Genomic DNA, 16,243 nt, shown 5'->3' on the forward strand with positions numbered 1-16,243 from the left:
CAACTCCTTATTGCTGCGGCGCCGGATTGGCTGACAGCCAGTTCGCCAGCTTGCAGTACTGCGCCACAGAAATATTCTCTGCTCTGAGCGAAGGATCGACGCCCAGCTCCGTCAGCTGCTCCGGCGTGAACAGATCGCCCAGGCTATTGCGGATGGTTTTCCGCCGCTGGTTGAACGCCTGCGTGGTGATGCGGCTCAGCATGCGCACGTCGCCCACCGGGTTCGGCAGCTCGGTGTGCGGGACCAGGCGCACCACGGCGGAATCGACCTTCGGCGGCGGCGCGAACGCGGTCGGCGGCACTTCCAGCACCGGGATGACGTTGCAGTAGTACTGCGCCATCACGGTTAAACGCCCGTAGGCCTTGCTGTTCGGGCCGGCCACCAGACGGTTGACCACCTCTTTCTGCAACATAAAGTGCATGTCGCGGATTGCCTGAGTATAGCTGAAAAGGTGGAACATCAGCGGCGTCGAAATATTGTACGGCAGGTTACCAAATACGCGCAGCGGTTGGCCAGCCTCCTCGGCCAGTTCGGCGAAATTCACCGTCATGGCGTCCTGCTGGCGGATGGTCAGCTTGTCTTTCAGCTGCGGGTGATTCTCCAGCCGAGTGGCCAGATCGCGGTCCAGTTCGATCACCGTCATGCGGTCCATGCGTGCGCCGACCGGTTCGGTCAAGGCGCCGAGGCCGGGGCCGATCTCGACCACCGCTTCGCCCGGCTGCGGGTGAATGGCGGAGACAATGCTATCGATGACAAACTGATCGGTTAAAAAGTTTTGTCCAAAGCGTTTGCGGGCAAAGTGCCCTTGGTGGACTCTGTTATTCATTACAATTAATTATCATTTTAATGGCGAGATTCAGGGCCGTTTGGAAACTGCCGACATCGGCGGTGCCGGTGCCGGCCAGTTCCAGAGCGGTACCGTGGTCGACCGAGGTGCGTATGAAAGGCAAACCGAGGGTGATATTCACCGCGCGGCCGAACCCTTGGTATTTTAGCACCGGCAGCCCCTGATCGTGATACATCGCCAGCACCGCATCGGCATCTTGCAGATATTTGGGCTGGAACAGGGTGTCCGCCGGCAGCGGGCCGACAAGATGGATACCGTCAGCGCGCAGCGCGTCGAGCGCCGGGATGATGGTGTCTATCTCTTCGCGCCCCATATGGCCGCCTTCCCCGGCGTGGGGATTCAGACCGCAGACGTAAATGTGCGGCTGGGCGATGCCAAATTTGGTTTTCAGATCGTGGTCGAGGATGCGAATGACTTCGAACAGGCTCTGCTGCGTGATGGCGCCCGGTACCGCCAGCAGCGGCAGGTGGGTGGTCGCCAGCGCCACGCGCAGCTCTTCGGTCGCGAGCATCATCACCACGCGATCGCAGCGGCTGCGATCGGCAAAGAATTCGGTATGGCCGATAAACGGCACGCCGGCGTCGTTGATCACGCCCTTGTTCACCGGGCCGGTGATCAGCGCAGCGAATTCGCCGTTCAGGCAACCGTCGCAGGCGCGTGCCAGGGTTTCCACCACGTAGGCGCTGTTGCCGACGTTCAGTTCACCGGCGGTAACCGGCTGAGCGAGCGGCACCGGCAGCACAGTCAGCGTGCCGGCGCGTTGCGCCTCGGCCGGCTGCTGCGGCTGGTAGTCGCGCAGCGTCAGCGGCAGGTCCAAACGCTTGGCGCGTTCAAGCAACAGGGCCGGATCGGCGCACACCACCAGCTCAACAGGCCAATCCTGTTGCGCCAGGGCGGCTACCAAATCCGGCCCCACCCCGGCGGGTTCGCCGGGGGTAATGACGACGCGTTTATTGCTGTGCATCGCTGCCATCGAGGATCTTCACGTAAGCCTGGGCGCGCTGTTCCTGCATCCAGGTCTGCGCCTCTTCGGCGAACTTACGGTTGAACAGCATGCGGTAAGCGCGATCTTTCTGCGCGGCGTCGGTCTTATCCACCTGACGGGTATCCAGCAGCTGAATCAGGTGCCAACCGAAGGAAGAGTGCACCGGCGCGCTGATCTCACCTTTGCTCAGCTTCAGCAACGCATCGCGGAAGGCGGGATCGTAGATGTCCGGGGAAGCCCAGCCCAGATCGCCGCCCTGCATGGCGGAACCCGGATCCTGCGACAGCTGTTTGGCTTCGTCGGCGAATTTGGCGCGGCCGCTCTTGATCGCTTCCGCGACGGATTGCAGTTTGGCGCGCGCCTGGTCGTCGGTCAGCACCACCGAAGGTTTCAGCAGGATGTGACGAGCGTGCACTTCGGTGACCGACACCGACTGGCTGGCGCCGCGGATGTCGTTGACTTTCAGGATGTGGAAGCCGACGCCGGAACGGATTGGGCCGACGACGTCGCCTTTCTTGGCGCTGACCAGGCGTTCAGCGAACAGGGTCGGGATCTCTTGCAGCTTGCCCCAGCCCATGTTGCCGCCTTTCAGCGCCTGAGAGTCGGCGGAGTAGGTGATCGCCAGCTTGCCGAAGTCGGCGCCGCTGTTGATCTCGCCCACCAGGCGTTTGGCCAGCTCTTCGGCTTTGTCGACCTGCTGCTGCGACGGGTTCTCCGGCAGCGGGATCAGGATGTGGCTGATGTTCATTTCGGTGTCGCTGCCGTTCTGCGCGCCCACCTGTTTGGCCAGCGCATCCACTTCCTGCGGCAGGATGGTAACGCGGCGGCGCACTTCGTTGTTGCGCACTTCGGAGATCAGCATCTCTTTGCGAATCTGCGCGCGGTAGGTGTTGTAGTTCAGCCCTTCGTACGACAGGCGGCTGCGCAGCTGATCGACGCTCATGCGGTTCTGCGCGGCGATGTTGGCGATCGCTTTGTCCAGATCGGCGTCGGAGACGGTGATGCCCATTTTCTTGGCCATCTGCAACTGGATGTTATCCATGATCAGACGTTCGATGATCTGATGGCGCAGCGTCTTGTCGTCCGGCAGTTGCTGACCGGCCTGCTGGGCGTTGAGCTTCACCGACTGCAACAGTCCGTTGACGTCGCTTTCGAGTACCACGCCGTTATCCACGACGGCGGCGACTTTATCCACTTCTTGGGGTGCTGCGAACGCGGCATTGGCGCAAACCACCAATCCGAGAATAAGCGTTCTCCAGTTCTTCATACATTTCCCATTATGTAATCCGCAAATGCGGGTGAAAGTTCTCGTTTTCAAAGTGTTGCAAAGCGTCAGAATGCGCGCTGATACGGCAGAATGCCGGAGCGCAGCATTTCTGCGGAGCCGAGACTATGATCGCTGCTCAGGCCGCGCAGTTCGACGTTGAACGAAACTCTGTTGTCGTAAACGCTGGTATTGTTGCTGTTGTTCCAGTCGGTGATCTTGCGCTCATAGCCCAGCGTCACCGCCCAGCAGCAGGTGTTGTACTTCAGCCCCACCAGCTGATCGGCGGATTGTTTGGCGCGGGTGTCGTAGTAGTACGCCCCGACCACCGCCCAACGATCGGCGATCGGCCAGCTGCCGGTGATGCCCACCTGCGAGATGCCGTCCTGGAAGGCCGGAACCGTTTTGGTGTTCAACGCCGTCTGGATATATTCCGGCGTGGCGTAACGGTAGTTCAGCTGCACTACGCGCTCGGCATCCTGGCGGTATTCCACCACGCCGTTGCCCAGCGAGACGCTGTTCAGGCGGGTGTCGTACTGCAGGCCGCCGCGCAGGCCCCAACGATCGTCGATTTTCCAATAGGTATCGCCGGCCCAGGCCACGCTGCCGGTATCGTCGTTGTTGTCGTACCCGGTTACCCGATCGCCGGTACGCGAACGGCTGAAGTAGTAGATTTGACCCACGGAAGCGTTAAAACGTTCAACCAGCGCGTCATCATAAATGCGCGTGGTCAAACCGGTAGACACGCGGTTCTGCGAAGCGATGCGATCCAGGCCGCTGTAGGTGCGATCGCGGAACAGGCCTGAGTAGTCGGTCTGCAGCAGCGTGGTGTCGTAGGTGTAGATGTTGCTCTGGTCGCGGTACGGCACGTACAGGTACTGCACGCGCGGCTCCAGCGTCTGGGTGGCGCCTTCGGCCCAGATCATCGGCCGCTCGAACACCAGCTTGCCGTCGACTTTGAACTGCGGCAGTACGCGGTTGACCGAATCATCGAGCTCCGGCGCGGCAGCGTTTTTGCGGCTCTGGTAGTTGGCGGCGAAACCGTCAGGAATATCCTGCTGGTAATGGGTCGCCATCACCTTGGCTTCGGTGTTCAGGCTGGCCCAGCCGTTGGTGAGCGGCAGACTCAGCGTCGGTTCCATATGCAGACGGGTGGCGTCCGGGCTGTATGGGTTGACGCTGGTGAACTTGGCCGCCTGGCCGTAAATATGGAAGTCGAACGGACCGAGGTCGTTCTTGTAGTAGTTCAGATCCAGCTGCGGCTGGACTTTATACGAGTCCGACTGTGAGCGATCGGTATCGTCGTAAATCTGGAACTGCTTGGAGCTCAGCGTGGCGTTCCAGTTTTCGTTGGCGTAGCCGAGGCTGAATTTCTGCGTGGCGTAGCCGTCGGTGGTGGAGCCGTATTTGGAGTCCAGATCGGTGAAGTACTTGGAATCGCTGACCTTGGTGTAATCGACGTTGAAGCGCCACACCTGATCCATAACGCCGTTGTGGTTCCAGTAGAACAGCCAGCGTTTGTTGTCGTCATGATCTTTGCCGTATTCCTTGTCGTCCGGCAACCAGTCGAACTCCATCAGGCCGAGGCCCGGCTGCACCAGATAACGGAACTCGGTCTGCCACTGCAGGCCGCGCTTGGACATATAGTGCGGGGTAATGGTGGCGTCGTAGTTCGGCGCGATGTTCCAGTAATACGGCAACATGAACTCGAAGCCGTTGTTGCTGCCGTACTTGGCGTTCGGGATCAGGAAGCCGGAACGGCGCTTGTCGCCGACCGGCAGCTGCAGGTACGGGCTGTAGAACACCGGCACGCCGCCGATGCGGAAGCGGGCGTTCCATATTTCCGCCACCTGCTCTTCGCGATCGTGGATCACTTCGGAACCGACCACGCTCCAGCTGTCGTCGCCCGGCAGACAGGAGGTAAAGGTGCCGTTTTCCAGGATGGTGTAACGGTTGGCGCCGCGCATTTTCATCTTGTCGGCGTCGCCGCGCCCCTGACGGCCTACCATCTGGTAGTCGCCTTCATAGACGTCGGTATCTTTGGTATTCAGGTTAGACCAGGCCTTCGGGCCTTTCAGTTTGATCTGATTGTCGCTGTAGTGCACGTCGCCGGTGGCGGTGACGGTACGCACCGGTTCCGTCTGGCCGGGGTTTTGCGTCTGATTCAGCTCAACTTCTTTGGCGGTCAGGGTGCTGTTGCCCTGCTCGATATGCACGTTGCCGCTGAACAGGGCGCTTTTCGGGTAGTCGGCGCGCGAGTCATCGGCATTGATGGTCACCGGCTGGCTGTTCGGATCGCCGCTGACCAAAGGCTTGTCGTAAACAGGAACGCCAAGCATGCATTGCTCGGCCAGATCAGCCAGCGCATGCTGACTGTAGAGTGCCGTCCAAATCATCGTGGCCAGCAGTGTTGGGAAACTTTTTTTCATACGCGGTTTTGGTGTTCCGTCATCAGAGGCGTCGTGTCCGGCAAACGGTCAGAGACTATATTACTCATCTGCGTTGCGCTAGTGCTAAATCCAGCCGTTTACTTGCGTCGTCGTTAGGCGCAAAGATAAATGACAGGTATGATAATCCAAATTCTAGGAAAAATCGCCTGCGCCCTTTCCTGAAACGGAGGAGAGCGGGCGGCTTTCGGCATGATAATTGAGGAGTATATGCAGTATTGGGGAAAACTGCTCGGCGTCATCGTCGCCATCTGGTCTGGCGCGGGATTCTGGGGTGTAGTTCTGGGGCTGATTATCGGTCATATGATCGATACGGCGCGCAGCAACAAGCGCAGCCGGGGGTTTTTCACCGACCAGCAAACGCGGCAAACGCTGTTTTTCCGCACCACTTTTCAGGTTATGGGCCACCTGACCAAATCCAAAGGACGCGTCACCGAGGCGGATATCCAGATCGCCAGCCTGTTCATGGATCGCCTGCAGCTGCACGGCGAAGCCCGCACTGCGGCGCAGCAGGCGTTCCGCGAGGGCAAACAGAGCCAGTTCCCGCTGCGTGAGACGCTGCAGCAGTTCCGCAGCATCTGTTTCGGCCGCTTCGATCTGATTCGGATGTTTCTGGAAATTCAGATTCAGGCGGCGTTCGCCGACGGCTCGCTGCACCCGAACGAACGTCAGGTGCTGTATGTCATCGCCGAAGAGCTGGGCATTTCGCGCGCGCAGTTCGATCAGTTCCTCAGCATGATGGAGGGCGGGCGTCAGTTCGGCGGCGGTCAGCAGGGCGGGTATTCGCAGGGCGGCTATCAGCAGGCTCAGCGCGGCCCGACGCTCGACGATGCTTGCAAGGTGCTCGGCGTGCGCAGCAGCGACGATGCCGCCACCATCAAACGCGCCTACCGCAAGCTGATGAGCGAACATCATCCGGATAAGCTGGTGGCGAAAGGCTTACCGCCGGAGATGATGGAAATGGCCAAGCAGAAAGCGCAGGAGATCCAGGCGGCGTACGACCTGATCAAACGCGAGAAAGGTTTTAAATAACGATACCCGTCATACTTCGAGCTGCAGGTGTGTTGGCTGCCCGCGCTTACCCCGGTCACGTACTTTTTGTACGCTCCCGGGGCTGCGCTTAGTTGCCGCCTTCCTGCAACTCGAATTATTTAGGGTATCTCAGGGTGATGAGCTCAGAAATCCGGCTCGGCGCGAAAGTGCATCGGCGTCTGGAAGGCGGGGTGGGTGATGCGCAGCTCTTGCGCATGCAGCTGCAGCCGCGGCGCCATCGCTTTGGCTTCCGGCGGAGCGTAGAAACCGTCGCCGAGGATCGGGTGTCCCAGCGCCAGCATGTGCACCCGCAGCTGATGCGAGCGGCCGGTGATCGGCGTCAGCTTCACGCGGGTGCTGCCGTCGGCGTCGCGCGACAGCACCAAATATTCCGTCTGCGCCGCTTTGCCGGTGTCAAAACACACCTTTTGTAGCGGCCGGTTCGGCCAGTCGCAGATCAGCGGCAAATCCACCAACCCTTCGTCATGCGCCATATGCCCCCAAACGCGGGCGATATAGGATTTCTTCGGCTCGCGTTCGCGGAACTGACGCTTCAGCTCACGCTCGGCGGCCTTGTTGAGCGCCACCACGATCACCCCGCTGGTGGCCATATCCAGCCGGTGCACCGATTCGGCGGCCGGATGATCGGCCTGAATGCGGGTCATCAGGCTGTCTTTGTTTTCCGGCGCGCGGCCGGGCACCGACAGCAAGCCGCTGGGCTTGTTGACCACCATGATGTGTTCATCCTGATACAGGATGTGCAGCGGGTCCTGCGGGGGATTGTAGGGTTCCATCTTGGCTCCGCGAAAAGGGCCGAACGGGGAGGCAACCACCTCCCCGCGTCGCGCCGGTTACTGGTGGGTGACCACCACCAGACGAATGGCGTCGAGACGCCAGCCGGCTTCATTGAGGTTGGCCAGCACCTGACGGCGGTTGAACTCCAGCGTCTCGACTTCGTCGTCGCGGATGTTCGGGTTGACCGCCTTCAGCGCTTCCAGACGCGCCAGCTCGGCGCTCAGCTTGTCGTCCGCCTCTTGCTTCGCCTGTTCGATAAGCGTGCGTGCCTGCGCTTCCACCAGGCTTTCCGCCTGCTGCAGCATGGCGTGCACGTCTTGCTGCACGGCGTTGACCAGCTTGCTGGAGGTGTGGCGGTTGACCGCGTTCAACTGGCGGTTGAAGCTTTCGAACTCGACCTGCGCCGCCAGGTTGGTGCCCTTGCGGTCCATCAGCATGCGGATCGGCGTCGGCGGCAGGAAGCGGGTCAGCTGCAGGTGCTTCGGCGCCTGGGCTTCCACCACGTACACCAGCTCAACCAGCAAGGTGCCGACCGGCAACGCTTTGTTTTTCAACAGGGACACCGCACAACTGCCGGTATCGCCGGACAGGATAAGATCCAGACCGTTGCGGATGATCGGGTGTTCCCAGCTGACGAACTGCGCGTCTTCGCGCGACAGCGCCTGATCGCGATCGAAGGTGACGGTGCAGCCGTCCTGCGGCAGGCCCGGGAAGTCCGGCACCAGCATATGGTCGGACGGCGTGAGCACGATCAGGTTGTCGCTGCGATCTTCCTGATTGATGCCGACGATGTCGAACAGGTTGAGCGCGAAGCCCACCAGGTTAACGTCGTTATCTTGCTCGGCGATGGCGGCGGCCAGCGCCTGGGCTTTGTCGCCGCCGTTGGAGTGCATCTCCAGCAGGCGGTCGCGGCCTTGTTCCAGCTGCGCTTTCAACTGGTCATGCTGTTGGCGGCAGGCGTGGATGAATTCGTCCAGGCCCTCCTGCTCGGTCGGCGCGGCCAGATAGCCGATCAACTGCTCGTAGCAGCTGTCGTAGATGGTGCGGCCGGTCGGGCAGGTGTGTTCGAAGGCGTCGAGCCCTTCGTGGAACCAGCGGCCCAGCACCGCCTGTGCGGTGTGCTCCAGGTAAGGCACCATGATTTGGATATCGTGCATCTGGCCGATACGGTCCAGACGGCCGATGCGCTGTTCCAGCAGATCCGGGTTGAACGGCAGATCGAACATCACCAGTTGGCTGGCGAACTGGAAGTTGCGGCCTTCGGAACCGATCTCGGAACACAGCAGCACCTGCGCGCCTTCCTCTTCGGAGGCGAAGTAGGCGGCGGCGCGGTCGCGCTCGATGATCGACAGCCCTTCGTGGAACACCGCGGCGCGGATCGCTTCACGCTCGCGCAGCACCTGCTCCAGCTGCAGCGCGGTATCGGCTTTGGCGCAGATCACCAGCACTTTTTCGTTGCGGTTGGCCAGCAGGTAATCCAGCAACCATTCGACGCGCGGGTCGAAGTTCCACCAGGTGGCGTTTTCGCCTTCGAATTCCTGGTAGATCTGCTCCGGATACAGCATGTCGCGCGCGCGCGCTTCGACGGATTTCTTGGCGCCCATGATGCCGGACACTTTGATCGCGGTCTGATACTGGGTTGGCAACGGCAGCTTGATCTGGTGCAGGTTGCGGTGCGGGAAGCCCTTCACGCCGTTGCGGGTGTTGCGGAACAGCACGCGGCTGGTGCCGTGGCGATCCATCAGCATGGCCACCAGCTCCTGGCGCGCCTGCTCGGCGTTGTCGCCTTCGCTGTTGGCCGCTTTGAGCAGCGGTTCGATGTCCTGCTCGTCGATCAGCTCGCCCAGCAGGTTCAGCTTGTCGTCGGCCAGGCGTTCACCGCTCAGCAGCAGGGTGACGGCGTCGGCCACTGGACGGTATTTCTGCTGTTCGGCGACGAACTCGCCGTAGTCGTGGAAACGGTTCGGATCGAGCAGGCGCAGGCGCGCAAAGTGGCTCTGTTGGCCCAGCTGTTCCGGGGTGGCGGTCAGCAGCAGCACGCCGGGGATATGCTCGGCCAGCTGTTCGATTACCTGATATTCGCGGCTCGGCGCTTCTTCGCTCCAGGCCAGGTGGTGCGCTTCATCGACCACCAGCAGATCCCACTGGGCGTCCGCCAGCTCTTCCAGGCGCTGCTTGTTGCGGCGCACGAAGTCCAGCGAGCAGATCACCAGCTGTTCGGTCTCGAACGGGTTGCTGCTGTCGAGCTTGGCTTCGGCGTAGCGGCTGTCGTCGAACAGCGAGAAGTAGAGGTTGAAGCGGCGCATCATCTCCACCAGCCACTGGTGCTGCAGCGTTTCCGGCACCACGATCAGCACGCGCTCGGCGCGGCCCGCCAGCAGTTGCTGGTGGATGATCATGCCGGCTTCGATGGTTTTGCCGAGGCCGACTTCGTCCGCCAACAGAACGCGCGGCGCATGGCGCTGGCCGACTTCATGAGCGATGTGCAGCTGGTGCGGGATCAGGCTGGCGCGCATGCCGCGCAGGCCGGCGAACGGCAGGCGATACTGCTCGCTCTGGTATTTGCGGGCGCGAAAACGCAGCGCGAAACGATCCATGCGGTCGATTTGGCCGGCGAACAGGCGATCCTGCGGCTTGCTGAAGGTCAGTTTGCTGTCCAGCAGCACTTCGCGCATCGCCACGCCGCTTTCCTGGGTGTCCAGGCGGGTGCCGATATAGGTCAACAGACCGTTTTCCTCTTTCACCTCTTCCACCTGCAGCTGCCATCCCTCGTGGCTGCTGACGGTATCGCCCGGGTTGAACATCACGCGGGTGATCGGCGAATCGTTTCTGGCATAGAGGCGGTTTTCACCGGTGGCGGGGAAAAGCAGGGTAATCATGCGCGCATCCAGCGCCACGACGGTGCCCAGTCCTAATTCGCTTTCCGTGTCGCTGATCCAGCGTTGACCAAGAGTAAAAGGCATATATTGTCGGCTCGATTCTTTGTAAGTAAGTCTTGTTACCGGGCGGGAAGGGCCGCGGCACCTGTACTGAACATCGGTTAATCCCGGTTTGTTTTAAATTTGACGGGCAATAGCCGTTCACGCCATGCAGACGTCGCTAGACGGCAGGGCTAAGCGTGGTTCAGTTTTGGGAAGGGCGCTATGGTAATGGAAGGCGGCGCGTTCGTCACCTGCAAAACCGGATGATTTTTCTTAACCTGGCGCAATCTCAAAACAGCCCCATCTGCCCGGTGACCAGCGTGGTGAAGTCGTCGTGCAAGAAAGGGAGTATAGCGTCTGCCACCGGTTGCAGCTGACGTTCGAGGTAGTGCTGATAATCGATGGGCGAATGGCGGGTTTCCAGCGGTTCCGGCCCGGCGACGGTCATCACGTAGCTGATCCAGCCGCCGTTCTGATACTGCAGCGGCCGCCCCTGGCTGCGGTTGTAGTCGTCGGCGATGCGCGCGGCGCGGGCGTGCGGCGGCACGTTGCGCTGATAGTCGTCGAGCTTTCTGCGCAGCCGTTTGCGGTACACCAATTGATCGTCGAAGTCGCCGTTCAGGGTCTTGCCGACGTAGTCACGCACATAGTCCTGGTAGGGCTGTTGTTTGAAGATGCGCTGATAGAGCTGCTGCTGGAACTGCTGCGCCAGCGGCGTCCAGTCGGTGCGCACCGTTTCCAGGCCTTTGTACACCATCTCTTCCTGGCCGTCGGCGCGCGCGATCAGACCAGCGTAGCGTTTCTTGCTGCCCTGCTCGGCGCCGCGAATGGTCGGCATCAGGAAGCGGGAATAGTGGGTTTCGAACTCCAGCTCCAACGCGTTCTCCAGCCCGAACTGCTGCTGCAGATGCTGTTGCCACCAGGCGTTGACCCGTTGCACCAGCGCCCGGCCGATCTGCGCCGCCTGTTGCTCGTCATGCGGCTGTTTCAGCCAGACGAAGGTGGAGTCGGTGTCGCCGTAAATCACCTGATAGCCTTCGGCTTCGATCAGCTCGCGGGTTTGGCGCATGATCTCGTGGCCGCGCAGGGTGATCGACGACGCCAGCCGCGGATCGAAGAAGCGGCAGCCGCTCGATCCCAGCACGCCGTACAGCGCGTTCATGATGATCTTCAGCGCCTGCGACAGCGGCTTATTGTGCTGGCGTTTGGCGGCCTCGCGCCCCTGCCAGATCTGTTCGACGATCGCCGGCAGGCAGTGTTTGCTGCGCGAGAAGCGGGCGTTGCGAAAGCCGGGCACCGAGTTGGCGTCGCTTGGGTGGCGCATGCCCTCCACCAGTCCGACCGGATCGATCAGGAAGGTGCGGATGATCGACGGGTACAGGCTTTTATAGTCCAGTACCAACACTGAATCGTACAGGCCGGGCCGGGAATCCATCACGAAGCCGCCGGGGCTGTGCTCTTCCGGCTGTTCGCCGAGGTTGGGGGCGACAAAGCCCAGGCGATGCATGCGCGGCATATAGAGGTGGCTGAAGGCCGCCACCGATCCGCCGCTGCGATCGGCCGCCAGCCCGGTGACGGTGGCGCGTTCCAGCAGGAAGTTGAGCAGGTCGGCCTTGGCGAAAATCCGCGTCACCAGCTCGCAGTCCTTCAGGTTGTAGCGGGCCAGCGCCGGCTTGTCTTCGGCGAAGCGCCGGTCGATCTCCGCCATGCGCTGATAAGGGTTGTCGATCGCCTTGCCTTCGCCCAGCAGTTCCTGCGAAACGTATTCCAGGCTGAAGGAGGGAAAATTCCAGGTGGCGGATTTCAGCGCCTCGATGCCGTCGATGATCAGGCGGCCGGCGGCGGCGGCGAAAAAGTGATTCTGCTTGAAGCCATGCTCGCGCCATTCCAGCAGGTTGCCGCCGCGCCCCAGCCGCAGCGGGATTTGGTAGCGTTCGGCGTGCTTTTGCAGCACCCGCAGATCGAACTGTACCAGGTTCCAGCCGATGATGGCGTCGGGATCGTGACGCTCCAGCCACGCGTTCAGCCGTTCCAGCAGTTGAGGGCGGCTGGCGCAGTATTCCAGATCGAAATCCAGCGGCTCATCGCCGCCGTTGGCCGGCCCCAGCATGTAGACCTGCCGCTGGCCGCAGCCTTCCAGCGCGATGGAGTAAAGCTCGCCGTGGGCGGTGGTTTCGATATCCAGCGACACCAGTTTTAGCGTTGGGCGGTACTCCGGCGCCGGCTTCATCTGGCCGCTGAGCAACGGCCCATTGCCGTCGCCCTGGCCGTTGAACCATACCGGCGCGGTAATGAAGCGTTCCATCAGGTAGCGCTCGGGCGGGCGAATGTCGGCCTCGTAGACCGCAACGCCGCCTTCCCGCAGCAGTTTTTCCAGCTTGATGAGCTGACGGTGCTGGCGGCAGTACAGCCCCAGCATCGGGCGGTGATGAAAATCCGTCAGCGCCAGCGGTTTCAGTTCGACTTGCCGCTCTTCTCGCAGCAGCAGTTCCGCGCGCTGCCTTTGTTCGGCGGGGATAAACGCCACCGAGGTTTGCGGCGGCAGACGCAGCTGGCGCGGGCCCGCGTCGGTCGCCAGCCAAAATTCGACCTCGGTGCCGGCGGGCGTGTCGCGCCAATGGCGAGTGAGCAGGAACCCCTGTTGCAGTGCTGTCATAACCCCTTCGTTTTCCGCCGGGCGGCGTGTGCGACGTTCAGCGTGATGTCGGTTTTGGCGCTAATATAGATAAATTACAGTATGGGTTTTTATACAGTCATTGTCCATTGCCGCGCGGCGTTGCCAAATACGCATACAATTCATCGATTGACTCGCCAGCGGCGGCGCTGGAAAATCCTCGGCCCCGTTTGGCCCGAATAATCCACAGAGGTGTAATGGAAGCCTATTTACAAGATTTGATCACCCAGTCACTGGCTTTCACTCTGATGGTCGTTCTGCTGGTCGCTTTTCTGGAGTCGTTGGCGCTGGTGGGGCTGCTGTTGCCCGGCACGGTGATGATGGCCAGCATCGGCGCGCTGATCGGCAGCGGCAAGGTGGATTTTTACTACGCCTGGGTGGCGGGCATCGTCGGCTGCCTGCTCGGCGATTGGATCTCCTATTTCGTCGGCCGCGCCTTTAAGGGGCCTTTGCATCGCTGGTCGTTCCTGAAGAAGAACAAAGCGCTGCTCGACAAAACCGAACATGCCTTGCACCAGCACAGCATGGCGACCATTTTGATCGGTCGCTTCGTTGGCCCGACGCGCCCGCTGGTGCCGATGGTGGCCGGCATGCTCGATTTGCCGCCGTACAAGTTCGCGCTGCCGAATATCATCGGTTGCCTGACCTGGCCGCCGGTCTATTTCTTCCCCGGCATTCTGGCGGGGGTGGCGATCGATATCCCAGCCGACGCCAACAGCGCGACGTTCAAGTGGCTGTTGCTCGCGGCGGCGCTGCTGGTCTGGCTGGCGGTGTGGCTAAGCTGGCGCTGGTGGCGCGAGGGCAAGCGCAACGCCGATCGGCTGAGCCGTTGGCTGACGCCGCTGCGGCTGCGCGTGGTGTGCGGATTGAGTTGGCTGGCGGCGTTGGCGGTCGGCTATTTGCTGAGCCAACAGCCGCTGATGCCGGTGTACCGGCATCTGTTGTGGCAGGTGCTGTCCGGGCAATGATTGCGGGGGCATTAGCCCCCGTTCGCCTTACTGGAAGAACGCTTCCAGCTGTTCAAATACCCGCACGTCTTCGCTGTGGCGCTTCACCCGCAGCACGTCTTCCAGCTTTTCCACCTGGCTTATCATTTGTTCCAGCCGCTGATCGTCGGCGACCAATAGCCAAATGCGGCTCTGTTGGCCGTCTTTCAACGGCAGACACAGAATGCCTTCGACGTTGAACGCGCGGCGGGCGAACAGCCCGCAAACGTGCGACATCACGCCGGGATGGTTGCGCACCGCCAGCTCCAGGATCACCTGTGGTTTATCTTGTGGTTGCAGCATGGCTTATTCTCCAATCATGTCGATGTTGGCGGCGCCCGGCGGCACCATCGGGAACACTTTTTCGTTGATATCGATCAGCGCGTGGATCAGGCAGGGACCCGGGCGCTGGATCGCCTCAGCCAGTGCCGCCTGAGGATCTTCCGCGGCGTTCAGATCGCAGGTATCCAGCCCGAATCCGGCGGCGATTTTCAGGAAGTCGGTACGCTTCGGATAGGCGGCGGCGAAGATGCGCTGTTGGTAGAACAGGGTTTGCTGTTGGTGCACCAGCCCCAGCGCCTGGTTGTTCATCAAAATGATTTTCACGTCCAGATCGTGCTCGACCGCGGTGGCCATTTCCTGAATGTTCATCATCAGGCTGCCGTCGCCGGAGAAGCACAGCACTTTACGTTCGGGCTCCGCCAACGCCGCGCCGATCGCCGCCGGCAGACCGAAGCCCATGGTGCCCAGGCCGCCCGACGTCAGCCACTGGCGCGGCCGGCTCAGCGGATAGGCCTGCGCTACCCACATCTGATGCTGACCCACGTCGGTGGTGATGATGGCGCTGTCGTCCACGCAGCGCGCGGCGGCCAGCACCAGGCCGTAATGGCTCAGCGGATCGTCGGCGTTCGGCATGTTGAACGGGAATTCGCGCTTCAGATCGTTGACGGTGTTCAGCCACGCGCTGCGCGGCTGCGTGTCGATCTGCGGCAGCAGCTGTTGCAGCACCTGGCCGACGTCGGCATGGATCGCCACGTTGGCCTGTTTGACCTTGCCCAGCTCGGCGCGGTCGATATCCACATGAATGATGGCGGCGTTAGGGCAGAACTGCTCGGTTTTGCCGATCGCCCGATCGTCGAAGCGCGCGCCCAGCACGATCAGCAGATCGGCCTCCTGCAGAATGAAGTTGGTGCTGCGCGCGGCGTGCATGCCCAGCATGCCCAGCGACAGCGGGTGTTCCACCGGCATCGCGCCCAGCGCCATCAGCGTCATGGTGGTGGGCAGACCGGCGCGCTCGGCCAGTTCCAGCGCCTGCCGGTGAGCGTCGGCGCAGATGATGCCGCCGCCCAGGTAGAGGATGGGGCGTTTCGCCTGATTGATCATCGCGGCGGCCTGCGAAACCAGCGCCGGATCGAAGCTCGGGGCGGCGTCCGGCACGGCGATTGGCGGCAACTCTTCCAGGGTGATGGTGGCGGTCTGCACGTCTTTCGGCACATCGATCCAGACCGGGCCGGGGCGGCCGGACTCGGCGATGCGGAACGCGTCGCCAATCACCTGCGGCAGCTCGCGGATATCGCGCACCAGATGGTTGTGCTTGGTGATCGGGATGGAAATGCCGTAGGTGTCCACTTCCTGGAAGGCGTCGGTGCCGATCATCGAGGAAGGCACCTGCCCGGTGATGCACACCAGCGGAATGGAGTCGAGCTTGGCGTCGGCGATGGCGGTGACCAGGTTGGTGGCGCCCGGCCCGCTGGAGGCTATGCACACCGCCGCTTTGCCGTTGGCGCGCGCCATGCCTTGCGCCATAAAGCCCGCGCCCTGTTCGTGGCGCGCCAGCACGTGGTGAATGCGGGTGCTTTGGCTCAGCGCGTCATACAGCGGCAGCGCGGCGCCGCCAGGGATGCCGGCGACGGTGGTGATGCCCTGACGCTCCAGCAGATGAACGATCAATTGTGCGCCGGTGAAACTGGTGCCCGGTTGAGGCGTGCCCGAAGTTGCCATGTTCCTGTCCTTTCTCAAGGCCGGTGAGTTTTTCTGGGCAGGGTGCTAAAACAAGAAACCCCGCCCGGTTTGCGCCGGCGGGGTTTGGGAATCGATGCGTTGATTCGGACCCTACGGCGCATTGCCGACGACCACCACCACACGCACGACGACCACCGCGGCTGGTAGCGCGGTAACTAGTAGGGTCGAAGTCAGCGAGGATGCGATCACAGGGAACCTTATCATCAGTAAAAAAAGTCAGGTTTTTATAAAAACACAGGCGCAAAATTCGCACAACAGGTTTATTGGCGC

The 16,243-nt window shown here is 61.6% G+C and carries 12 protein-coding genes; 2 read left to right on the forward strand and 10 right to left on the reverse strand.

What is annotated here, in order from left to right:
- Window positions 1-7: 7 nt before the first annotated feature.
- From rsmA to lptD, 4 genes are all read right to left on the reverse strand, one after another.
- Complete coding sequence (gene rsmA / locus ACJ8J1_RS20655; RefSeq protein ID WP_033641833.1) at window positions 8-826, reverse strand: 16S rRNA (adenine(1518)-N(6)/adenine(1519)-N(6))-dimethyltransferase RsmA; 819 nt, start codon at window positions 824-826, stop codon at window positions 8-10.
- The gene (gene pdxA, locus ACJ8J1_RS20660; RefSeq protein WP_369795897.1) at window positions 819-1,820 is read right to left on the reverse strand and encodes a 4-hydroxythreonine-4-phosphate dehydrogenase PdxA; all 1,002 of its coding nucleotides are present in this window, start codon (window positions 1,818-1,820) and stop codon (window positions 819-821) included. The genes rsmA and pdxA overlap by 8 nt, the downstream gene beginning before the upstream one ends.
- Window positions 1,798-3,099, reverse strand: coding sequence for a peptidylprolyl isomerase SurA (gene surA / locus ACJ8J1_RS20665; protein WP_033641834.1), 1,302 nt, complete (start codon window positions 3,097-3,099; stop codon window positions 1,798-1,800). Before surA ends, pdxA begins: the two co-directional genes overlap by 23 nt.
- Before the next feature lie 65 nt (window positions 3,100-3,164).
- Window positions 3,165-5,525, reverse strand: a complete 2,361-nt coding sequence (gene lptD, locus ACJ8J1_RS20670; protein WP_021505352.1) for an LPS assembly protein LptD — start codon at window positions 5,523-5,525, stop codon at window positions 3,165-3,167.
- 228 nt (window positions 5,526-5,753) lie between these two features.
- Between lptD and djlA the strand changes: the two genes are divergently transcribed.
- The gene (gene djlA, locus ACJ8J1_RS20675) at window positions 5,754-6,575 is read left to right on the forward strand and encodes a co-chaperone DjlA (protein ID WP_025301546.1); all 822 of its coding nucleotides are present in this window, start codon (window positions 5,754-5,756) and stop codon (window positions 6,573-6,575) included.
- A gap of 143 nt (window positions 6,576-6,718) precedes the next feature.
- Here the strand turns inward: djlA and rluA are convergent, their stop codons facing one another.
- The 3 genes from rluA to ACJ8J1_RS20690 form a co-directional block, all read right to left on the reverse strand.
- Entirely contained in the window at window positions 6,719-7,369 is a 651-nt protein-coding gene (gene rluA, locus ACJ8J1_RS20680) for a bifunctional tRNA pseudouridine(32) synthase/23S rRNA pseudouridine(746) synthase RluA (protein ID WP_033641835.1), read from the reverse strand.
- Between the two features lie 57 nt (window positions 7,370-7,426).
- A complete protein-coding gene (rapA, locus tag ACJ8J1_RS20685; RefSeq protein WP_047025192.1) occupies window positions 7,427-10,333 on the reverse strand; it encodes an RNA polymerase-associated protein RapA in 2,907 nt (968 codons plus the stop codon).
- A gap of 247 nt (window positions 10,334-10,580) precedes the next feature.
- Complete coding sequence (locus ACJ8J1_RS20690) at window positions 10,581-12,947, reverse strand: DNA polymerase II (RefSeq protein ID WP_033641837.1); 2,367 nt, start codon at window positions 12,945-12,947, stop codon at window positions 10,581-10,583.
- Window positions 12,948-13,162: 215 nt separating this feature from the next.
- Between ACJ8J1_RS20690 and ACJ8J1_RS20695 the strand changes: the two genes are divergently transcribed.
- Window positions 13,163-13,933, forward strand: coding sequence for a DedA family protein (locus tag ACJ8J1_RS20695; protein ID WP_033641838.1), 771 nt, complete (start codon window positions 13,163-13,165; stop codon window positions 13,931-13,933).
- A gap of 27 nt (window positions 13,934-13,960) precedes the next feature.
- Here ACJ8J1_RS20695 and ilvN read toward each other — a convergent pair whose 3' ends face one another.
- The 3 genes from ilvN to ivbL form a co-directional block, all read right to left on the reverse strand.
- Window positions 13,961-14,254, reverse strand: a complete 294-nt coding sequence (ilvN, locus tag ACJ8J1_RS20700; protein ID WP_033641839.1) for an acetolactate synthase small subunit — start codon at window positions 14,252-14,254, stop codon at window positions 13,961-13,963.
- A 3-nt stretch (window positions 14,255-14,257) separates the two neighbouring features.
- Window positions 14,258-15,952 (reverse strand): acetolactate synthase large subunit, encoded by a 1,695-nt coding sequence (ilvB, locus tag ACJ8J1_RS20705; protein ID WP_033641840.1) that lies wholly within the window; start codon window positions 15,950-15,952, stop codon window positions 14,258-14,260.
- Between the two features lie 111 nt (window positions 15,953-16,063).
- Complete coding sequence (ivbL, locus tag ACJ8J1_RS20710; RefSeq protein WP_154747116.1) at window positions 16,064-16,177, reverse strand: ilvB operon leader peptide IvbL; 114 nt, start codon at window positions 16,175-16,177, stop codon at window positions 16,064-16,066.
- Window positions 16,178-16,243: the final 66 nt, after the last annotated feature.

Origin of the sequence: Serratia sp. CY37869 (assembly GCF_052168895.1) — a bacterium.
GTDB lineage: Bacteria > Pseudomonadota > Gammaproteobacteria > Enterobacterales > Enterobacteriaceae > Serratia > Serratia ureilytica.